General features: G+C 37.5%; 6 protein-coding genes, 1 tRNA gene and 3 pseudogenes. 5 read left to right on the forward strand and 5 right to left on the reverse strand.

Annotated features, from left to right (window positions below):
• Positions 1 to 104: 104 nt before the first annotated feature.
• Positions 105 to 678 (reverse strand): annotated as a pseudogene (locus J502_RS11460) (lytic transglycosylase domain-containing protein); the annotation flags it as partial.
• 568 nt (positions 679 to 1,246) lie between these two features.
• Here J502_RS11460 and ttcA point away from each other — a divergent pair.
• Together ttcA and J502_RS11470 are read left to right on the forward strand one after the other, a co-directional pair.
• Positions 1,247 to 2,148 (forward strand): annotated as a pseudogene (gene ttcA, locus J502_RS11465) (tRNA 2-thiocytidine(32) synthetase TtcA).
• A 204-nt stretch (positions 2,149 to 2,352) separates the two neighbouring features.
• Positions 2,353 to 2,739 (forward strand): SCP2 sterol-binding domain-containing protein, encoded by a 387-nt coding sequence (locus tag J502_RS11470; RefSeq protein ID WP_005015601.1) that lies wholly within the window; start codon positions 2,353 to 2,355, stop codon positions 2,737 to 2,739.
• Between the two features lie 102 nt (positions 2,740 to 2,841).
• Here J502_RS11470 and J502_RS11475 read toward each other — a convergent pair whose 3' ends face one another.
• Positions 2,842 to 3,951: a transglycosylase SLT domain-containing protein gene (locus J502_RS11475; RefSeq protein ID WP_005015599.1), complete on the reverse strand. Its 1,110-nt coding sequence runs from the start codon at positions 3,949 to 3,951 to the stop codon at positions 2,842 to 2,844.
• Positions 3,952 to 4,310: 359 nt separating this feature from the next.
• Here J502_RS11475 and greB point away from each other — a divergent pair, with 359 nt between their 5' ends.
• Both greB and J502_RS11485 read left to right on the forward strand, forming a co-directional pair.
• Positions 4,311 to 4,790, forward strand: coding sequence for a transcription elongation factor GreB (gene greB / locus J502_RS11480; RefSeq protein ID WP_005015597.1), 480 nt, complete (start codon positions 4,311 to 4,313; stop codon positions 4,788 to 4,790).
• A 96-nt stretch (positions 4,791 to 4,886) separates the two neighbouring features.
• Positions 4,887 to 4,976, forward strand: a tRNA-Ser gene (locus J502_RS11485).
• A gap of 235 nt (positions 4,977 to 5,211) precedes the next feature.
• Here J502_RS11485 and J502_RS11490 read toward each other — a convergent pair.
• From J502_RS11490 to J502_RS16665, 3 genes are all read right to left on the reverse strand, one after another.
• Positions 5,212 to 6,201, reverse strand: a complete 990-nt coding sequence (locus J502_RS11490; protein ID WP_005015592.1) for a hypothetical protein — start codon at positions 6,199 to 6,201, stop codon at positions 5,212 to 5,214.
• On the reverse strand, positions 6,201 to 7,391 hold the full coding sequence (locus J502_RS11495) for a YagK/YfjJ domain-containing protein (RefSeq protein WP_005015590.1): 1,191 nt from the start codon (positions 7,389 to 7,391) through the stop codon (positions 6,201 to 6,203). The genes J502_RS11490 and J502_RS11495 overlap by 1 nt, the downstream gene beginning before the upstream one ends.
• A 446-nt stretch (positions 7,392 to 7,837) precedes the next feature.
• Positions 7,838 to 8,023: an AlpA family phage regulatory protein gene (locus J502_RS16665; RefSeq protein ID WP_005404905.1), complete on the reverse strand. Its 186-nt coding sequence runs from the start codon at positions 8,021 to 8,023 to the stop codon at positions 7,838 to 7,840.
• A 229-nt stretch (positions 8,024 to 8,252) separates the two neighbouring features.
• Here J502_RS16665 and J502_RS11505 point away from each other — a divergent pair.
• A pseudogene (locus tag J502_RS11505) lies at positions 8,253 to 8,578 on the forward strand (hypothetical protein); the annotation flags it as partial.

Genomic DNA, 8,578 nt, shown 5'->3' on the forward strand with positions numbered 1-8,578 from the left:
GGGTGCATAGCTCCGGCCTGCAGCTTGAGTATTTGCAGCAGAATTCACTGTTTCCTGAACCAGCAACCCGTTTTCCGGATTATTACTGGCAGTAAGGTTTAGAGCTCCGCCCGAGTAAAGGTTGCTATAACGACTGGTGACTCGACGAACATAATCCTGGGTTTCACGGAATGGGGGAATACCACCGTATTTAGCAACATTACCTTCTCCTGCATTATAGGCTGCAAGAGCAAGATGCGTGTTGCCTTTAAAACGTTTCAGGAGCCAGCTTAAATATTTGGCTCCTCCTAGAATATTCTGATAAGGATCATATGCATTTGAGACATTAAAGCGCCGTGCTGTTGCAGGCATTAATTGCATCAAGCCCTGTGCACCTACAGGAGAGCGGGCATTTACATTAAAGCCTGATTCAGTGTGCATAACTGCTTTAATCAGACCTTCACTGACACCATGCTGCTGAGCCGCCTGTTTGATTATATGATCAAAAGCATCACGATTTTTGCTATAGCTTGGCAATACCGCCGCTTCTGACTTTCCCCAGTTACTATAACTGTGAATATTACTCTCAGGATAATAAGTAACTTTAACTTTCTTTAATGAACTGTCATTCATTTTACGGTTAGTCAGGAGGGTGCTGCCACTTTGGTCTTTATAGACATACATTTGACCTGCACTACTATAGCTTGAAGTCAGTACAAGTACGGCACATCCCCAGATACCCAAGCGTGAAATATCAAAGTAAGTTTTCATAGTAATCTGTAAGCAACTTGGAGCTCAAAATTCAGTCTGAGTTTAACAAAAAACTCTACAATGGAAACCAAAAACTTGAGTTTCTTTAACAAAAAAAATTGAAAAAAAAGCAAGACTATTTGTTTTGAAAATAACCAAATAAATAAAAAAATTTTTTTAAAAAGTATAGCTTGACATATATAAGTAATTGTAATTATTAATAAATATTAATTGATCAAAAAATGATCAATTTAAATAAAACCCTTAATAGGCCGATTACACCCCCTGTCAAGCCTAGAGAAATCCACAATTTTATCCACAGGTTTTGTGGAAAACTGTGGAAAAGTCCAAAATATAAGCATTTTGATACAATTTTGAACGCGAGCGTCTATTTTTTATACAAAGGCTTATTTTTTTCTGACCAGTGGTGTTCCACATTAATTGTAATTCGGTGATGCGAATCGGAGGGAGATCGGCTAAAATCGCGCGGTATTTCTTTTATGGGTAATTCTGTTCTATGTACTCGCCAGTTGAGTCCAACCAGGGATTTAATTTCAAGCCAGAACTGCCAACCAGTTCAGCCTATTATCGTCTGCTTAAAAAGCTGCGTCGCCAAGTTGGCCATGCTATTGTGACTTCAAGATGATTGAAGATGGCGACAAGGTAATGGTGTGCGTATCGGGTGGTAAAGACAGTTATACCTTGCTGGACATTTTGCTACAGTTCAAGCGTATTGCACCAATTAACTTTGATGTAGTTGCTGTCAACCTAGACCAGAAGCAGCCTGGCTTTCCGGAGGATGTCTTGCCGCGTTATATGGAAGAAAACAATATTCCATATTACATTCTGGAAAAAGACACCTATACCTTTACCAAACGCTTGACACCGGAAGGTAAAACATACTGTGCTGTGTGCTCGCGTTTACGCCGTGGATCCCTATACGGTTTTGCCCAGGAAATCGGCGCAACCAAAGTTGCTCTTGGACATCACCGTGATGACATTCTGGCAACCTTCTTTTTAAACCTGTTTCATGGTGGCAGTCTAAAAGCCATGCCACCAAAACTGCTGTCATCAGACAAAAAGAATATTCTGATTCGTCCACTGGCTTATGTGGAAGAGAAAGACATTATAAAATATGCGGAGCTGCGCCAGTTCCCAATTATTCCATGTAATCTCTGTGGGTCTCAGGAAAATCTGCAGCGCGCAATCATTAATGATATGTTGCGTGATTGGGATAAAGCCCATCCGAAACGTCTGCACAGTATTTTCGGCGCTTTGCAGAACGTATCACCATCTCAGCTGGCTGACCGTGAACTGTTCGATTTTGAGATACTTGATTCGCAACGTGAGTATGACTTCAAAGAACCGGAAAAAACTAATCGTCTGGATGTAGTTAATTTGAGTTTTGCTGCTGAATAAAACCAAATATTAGGCATCTTGCCCAGTTAAGGTGCCTATTTAATTCAGTAATACATAAAAACATCAAAAACTGAATGATCAGTACAAAAAAATTGTTCTAATTGCCTCATTACATGCTATAACAAAATAAAAGCTCACAGCTTCATGAATATGCTGTCTGGAAAGGCAGCTCTATAAATTGAAAAATATACTTGAGGAAAAATTATGCCTGCGTTACTCACTGATGATTGGTTTGCAACTGTTGATAAATTAACTGCTGAAGCAGGTGATTTGAACCTGCCACCAGCCTTGGCTAATCTGGCAATTAATCTTGTAGTTGTAAATGCAGACAATAATACGACTGAACTTTCATTAGATGGTGGAAAAATCCAGAAAGGTCTGTCTTCAAATGCTAAAACTACTTTGAATATGGATGGCGAAACCCTGCGTAAAGTCTTCCTTGAATTTGATATGGCAGCTGCGATGCAAGCATTTATGACAGGCAAAATCAAGGTGCAAGGCGATATGTCACAATTGATGGCATTACAGACTGTAAAGCCAAGCCAAGAGCAGAAAGACCTGTTTAAGAATATCCTTGCGCAAACTTCTTGAAAAAAAGAAGCTTAAGAGCAAAAAAAGCTTACCGTGAAGGTAAGCTTTTTTTATAAATTAAATTGTTTGTACTACATTCTATATTACATATAACGCTTTTGTCTAAATTGTGACCAGATCGGACTTCTTGATATGTTCAAGATAGGCTCGAATACGGGTAACATACTGCACAGCCTGACGATAACGACCATTACTGGTCTGATGGCGTTCCAGATAATCATAAAGATTTACCCAATTATTTGGATTACGACCTTGGATTTCAATACGTTTTTGAATCTGGCCAACAGCACCAGGACCCATATTATAAGCTACCAAGGCGTACCAATTACGGTCCGGATAAGGAACGTCAGAAAACTTGTCGAGCATTAAATCATAGTACTTGGCCCCGCCTTGAATACTCTGATGGGGATCTGTACGGTTCTGTACTCCCATAGCTTTAGCTGTACTACTGGTGAGCATCATCAGGCCACGTACGCCTGTAGGTGAAACTGAATTGGGCTTTAGATAAGATTCCTGATAGCCAATTGCAGCCAGCAGGTGCCAGTCCAGGTCATAACGTTCAGCACTTTGCTGAAAACTCGCTTTATAAATCGGCATACGTTTTGACAAATCACGCTGAATAGTTTTCCAGGCATCAGGCTGTACTACATTACGGTTGTAAAAAGAAGCCAACTGACGAATGGCCCCATTTTGTTTACCTTGGCAGATATAGCCACTTGCAGTAGCAGCTAGCGGTTCTTCGGCCTGTTTGAATACCCAGTTCAATGCTGGGTTTAAACCATTTTTAACTAGGCTGGTTGTATCTCCACAGCTTGCAGAGAAAGACGTCAGCTGGTGCTTTTCAATAGTATTAAAGTCAGCCGTAGTCATTGCCATATTGGCTTTGCCTTGGGCGACCCATTTTAAAGCTGTTGCGTTGTCTGCCACTGTCTTTAGTTCGAGCCTGACATTCAAGTTTTGAGCATAGTTACGGACAAGATCATAGCCGAAGCCATACATAATCTTGCCATCTTTAAATAAGGTCGTCGGGCTTTCTACCGTGACCACAGTTAACGTATTGGTATTCACAACGGAATTATATTGTGAAGCTTTACTTGCATTAATATTATGCCAAGGTACAAGAGCTGTGCTTAATACAAGTAATCGAACAGGGAGAGTAGAAAATAAAGAGTTAAGGCTAAGCCTTGACCCAGAAGTTGAACTACTGTGCATGGTGTCTCCGCTAAAGTAACTTATGCCCTAAAAGGCAGACAAAAACGGGTCTGCAACTTTTATAAGTTGATAAATTCAATAAGAGGATGGGCAGTCATGAAGTCATTTAAAATGACAGGGATGGAATAAAACTGTGTAGTTTAACTACATAGATAAAAATAACATAAATACTAAAAAGTGAACGGATAATAAAGTGCAAATTTTATTATGTCAAATTTTGATCAAAAATAGATGAGTGATGCTTATATAAATAATTGATATTAATAAATTTTAAATTAATATTATGACAATGTGTTGAAACTATATGGCATAATAGATAATTATATAAATTGAATACGTGTTTAAACTGAATATTCATAATGAAATCTAACTTAATTACTCGAGCCGGCCATGACCGGTTGGTGGCTGAATTACAACAGCTCTGGCACGAAGAACGTCCAGAAATAACCAAGAAAGTTAACTGGGCTGCCAGTCTGGGCGATCGTAGTGAAAATGCCGATTATCAATATAATAAGCAGCTCTTACGCAAGATTGATCGTCGGGTAAGATATTTAGGAAAACGGCTGGAAGAGCTGAGAATTGTTGACCATTCACCTGAACAGGACGGGCGCGTTTACTTTGGTGCCTGGGTAGATATTGAAAATGAATATGGTGAACAGAAAACTTTACGAATTGTCGGGGTAGATGAGATTTATGATCATCATCCTCAACATATTTCAATTGATTCACCTATGGCTAGGGCATTACTTTCAAAACAGGTGAATGATGAGATTGAAGTGATGACCCCTTCAGGAAAGAAGCAGTGGTATATCAATGCAATTCGTTATGAAAAACCATGAAATTTATAATATCTGGTTCTATTTTGAACACTTGTCCAATTAAATCTACAAAATGATTTGCCAATTTTACGAATAGTTTATATGATAACGCTCGTTGGAAGCGTGGCAGAGTGGTTTAATGCACCGGTCTTGAAAACCGACGAGGGTTCACGCCCTCCGTGAGTTCGAATCTCACCGCTTCCGCCAAATATTTTTATAAGCCCTTGTATCTACAAGGGCTTATTTTTTTACCTGTAGCTTACCCCTCAAACTACCCCACATAAAATTTTGGATGTGTTTAACTCAAATAGGTATATTTAGGATGTAATAGGAAAATGAAGCGTTTCAGTTTTAATTTATTGCAGTCTTATAAAACTACTTTTTCAATAAAAAAAGCCCAATAAATAATTATTGGGCTTTTAAAGAATTGATTAAAATGCCATCAGTAAATGATGTATTCAAACTTGGGTGATATGATTTTGGAATGATAATAATAATACTTCAAAGGATAGAGCATCACTTTAAAAATTACTTTCCATTGCGCCAGATTTATTCCCTGAAAATTATCTCTTTCAATTCGAGCGTAATGTATAAGAGTATTGCTTAAATCCAGTTGAACAGTCGGTTGTGTACTGTCATCAGATCCATGTATAAAGTGGTCTTCATGACTAGGTAAATTTAAATGATGTTGATCACGATAATAAACCAGCATATTTAAATAGTACTGACCGAACAGGGTTTGCTGGATACGCCACTGAATACATAATATCCCTCCTTGATTGAGTTGTAGAAGCTCTTTAATTAACTTGCCTTTTAGCTTTGTCATCACCTTCTCATCTCTGTTCATGTCTAGTAGCTGTGTATGACCAGTCATATTAAATAAACAAGAAACTCTCGCTACCTGAATATTAGTATGAGCAGTAAGTAGTCGGCTAACGACTCTAGAATTTTTGGTAGCTTGATCGGTTATTAGCTTGTTACGGGTTTTAAGATTACTTTGAGCCTCAGTACTTGCAGCATATCCCCGGATTTCATTCCATAATTGCTGTAAAAATAGATGTATCTGGGCTTTTGCGGGATGCTGGTTAATTGCTAAAAGATCTATCCATTGCCTCTGTTTAACAATTTCATAAACTTTAAAAAATAACAGGCTACTCATTTTGTCTAATACAAATGGATGAGCTTGCAGGGAGAGGGAAGGCGTACAACCTGACTGAACCATTTGCAACATGGTTTTTACTGCTGTGTCTAGTTGAATTAATGCTGCTGAAGGTATGAGTACCTCTCCTTTGGTCTGGAACGGTTTTGAGTTCTTCAAGCTCATTTGATGAGCAGTTTCACTTAAATGCTTCAGGTAAGACAAGAGCTGCAGATTATTTGAGCCACCTATTAAGTCTGTTGCATTGATTTGTTCAAGTTTTTCGAAGCTCATTATATATTTCCTTTTAATACTTTAAATTTAGCCGGTGTATGGATACCTGTTACAAGCTCTTTTGGTGTAGCTTGAACAGGTGACAGCTCATGGTATTTAAATTGGCGGGGACGCCCCACAGACCCGGTTTTACGAGGAAGCTTGCTTGTCTGGAATACACGTAATTTTTGGGTTAGAAGACGTTGATCAATGAGGAACTGATCCTGCTTGCAGATGTACAATAGAACCTGATCAAGGTTGTCAAAGAAGGTCTGATCATCATGATGAGCCATGCCAATAGCCAGGTTGCGATACTTGATCTTGTCGCGGTGACAGTTAAAGTAGTAGCCCTTGTTCCCGGTCAGTTGTGACCAGTACTGACCAATGACCTCTGCATAGTGAGTATCACGCTGGAACTTATTACCATCCATAAAGAACAGGCAGTGATAGTGGTAGCCTTTATGCTGACCGAATTCGAGCTTCCAGATATAACCAGCAATGTTGGGAAGGTTTTTGTCATAATGAAAGCGCTTTAACAGTTGAGCGAAATAGGCTCTCATTTCGTCAAACGTGAGATTATCCTGTATCAGGTGTTTCCAGCATAAATCAATACGGATTACTAACAATTTGCTAAAAAGCTTTCTCAGGCATTGTATTAACTTGACTGCCCGCTTGTACTGATGTTTGGCTTTTTCAGCACGTGCATTCTGGGCCGCTTTAAAGATAGGTGAATCTATCCGGATAAAAATCTCACGAATCAACTCATTTTTTAGTTGAGCAGTTGTATGGGAGCTTTTGGGATTTCCTGTCTCCTCATCTAATACTACGAATCTATAATTTGGTAGTGCATTCCAAAATAAAGTTTCATCGTTAGGATGAATGTGAGGTGCAACCACTGCATCATAGGCTTGTTTAAAAATGACGCTATGTTCACAGTGATAGTTACTTTGACTGACTTGTTCAATTGAATAGATTCCTTTTAAGAATAAATCAAGTGAAGTGTCATAGGTCTTTAAGCTTAAGCCTTCATTGTTGAGCTTAAATAAGTACTCTAGTGATTCACGTTCAATTTGATTAATGGCAAAAATCATACTGAACATACTTGAAACAACGGGATTCTCTTTAAGAGTAAATTTACCATTGCATTGTTCACTAGTGAGCTCTAATACATTAGACGGATAATTTTGTTCAATATTAATTTGTGGTTCCATATGGGATTACTCATAAGATTCTAATCTAAGTAAGTTTTAACTATTAAAATGATGGTACTGTTGGGTGGATAACTGAGTACGGTGAATACTGAATCGGTTACCCAGACAGTTGTATCCATCTGTTTAATCAATCTATTTTTTATATTTAAGTGATTAATTTACTTGAATAAGGTATTAATTGATCTGTGCTAATAATCGGTATCTAAGTACCTAGTTATTATTAAGAATAATGAGATATCAGTACTGAGTGTATAAGAGCTACTTAATCTGTATTAGATACCTAACTATTTATTTCATATAGATAATTAATGCTTATTAATTAAATTAAAAAACCTAAATTCACTTTCATAAGTCATAGCTGTCCCGTAAGGGCAAATGATGAAATTGCCCTTTGGTCATTACGGGAATTTGAGAACTAAGAAATTATGAAAGTTATGCCAATAGAATTAGTGGTAAGGCAGGTTTTTCAGCCATTGCTCAACTTCATTTTCAACCCAGGCAACGCTGTTCATTCCCAGCTTGCGTGGTTTAGGAAAGTCAGGGTCATAACGCTTGGATTTTTGATCCAGCTTGTCATAAATGGTGGATCGGCTAATTTGGCACTTGTTGATGACATCTTTCAATTTAAGCATACACATAGTGCTTGTAGGGTGTTGATTGTTTTGCATAAAATTCTAATTTCGACTGATGTGAACACAAAGGAATTATGGTAAGAATATACGTAAATAAAAGTTGAGAATGATTACGTGATTAGAGATTATCAAACAGAAGAGTTGTTTAAAGCAGTATTAGCGAATCTTTTTAGATTAGTTGTTATTTATTCGTGTGAGATGATTAAAGCAAAAAAAAAGATTTCCAGATATGTATAGATGGTTTGAGGAAAATAACGAAGTCGTAGCTTTTGAAATTAGAAATTTTCTAAGAGAAAAAAAGGGTAATAATTTTTCAATCAAAGTTGATAGTTTTGATGATATGATTCAATTTGACCTTTTTGAGGATGATATTGTTTATGAGTTAAATCAATACTTTTGGGATTTTAAACAATTTCATGATATATCGTACAATAAGGCTCTAATATCAGAGTTAAACATTGACCAAGATATTATAGAGATTTTTTTTTATAATTTAATAGATAATTTAAGCTCTCCTAAAGAATATACAAATCAGTTCTTAGATTATTATAACTT

Source organism: Acinetobacter sp. 1294596, from assembly GCF_000582925.1.
Classification (GTDB): domain Bacteria; phylum Pseudomonadota; class Gammaproteobacteria; order Pseudomonadales; family Moraxellaceae; genus Acinetobacter; species Acinetobacter radioresistens.

Coding starts and splice junctions, on each gene's coding strand:
- J502_RS11470 (WP_005015601.1), top strand. CDS start 2,353: ATGCCTGCGTTACTCACTGATGATTGGTTTGCAACTGTTGATAAATTA.
- J502_RS11475 (WP_005015599.1), bottom strand. CDS start 3,951: ATGCACAGTAGTTCAACTTCTGGGTCAAGGCTTAGCCTTAACTCTTTA.
- greB (WP_005015597.1), top strand. CDS start 4,311: ATGAAATCTAACTTAATTACTCGAGCCGGCCATGACCGGTTGGTGGCT.
- J502_RS11490 (WP_005015592.1), bottom strand. CDS start 6,201: ATGAGCTTCGAAAAACTTGAACAAATCAATGCAACAGACTTAATAGGT.
- J502_RS11495 (WP_005015590.1), bottom strand. CDS start 7,391: ATGGAACCACAAATTAATATTGAACAAAATTATCCGTCTAATGTATTA.
- J502_RS16665 (WP_005404905.1), bottom strand. CDS start 8,023: ATGCTTAAATTGAAAGATGTCATCAACAAGTGCCAAATTAGCCGATCC.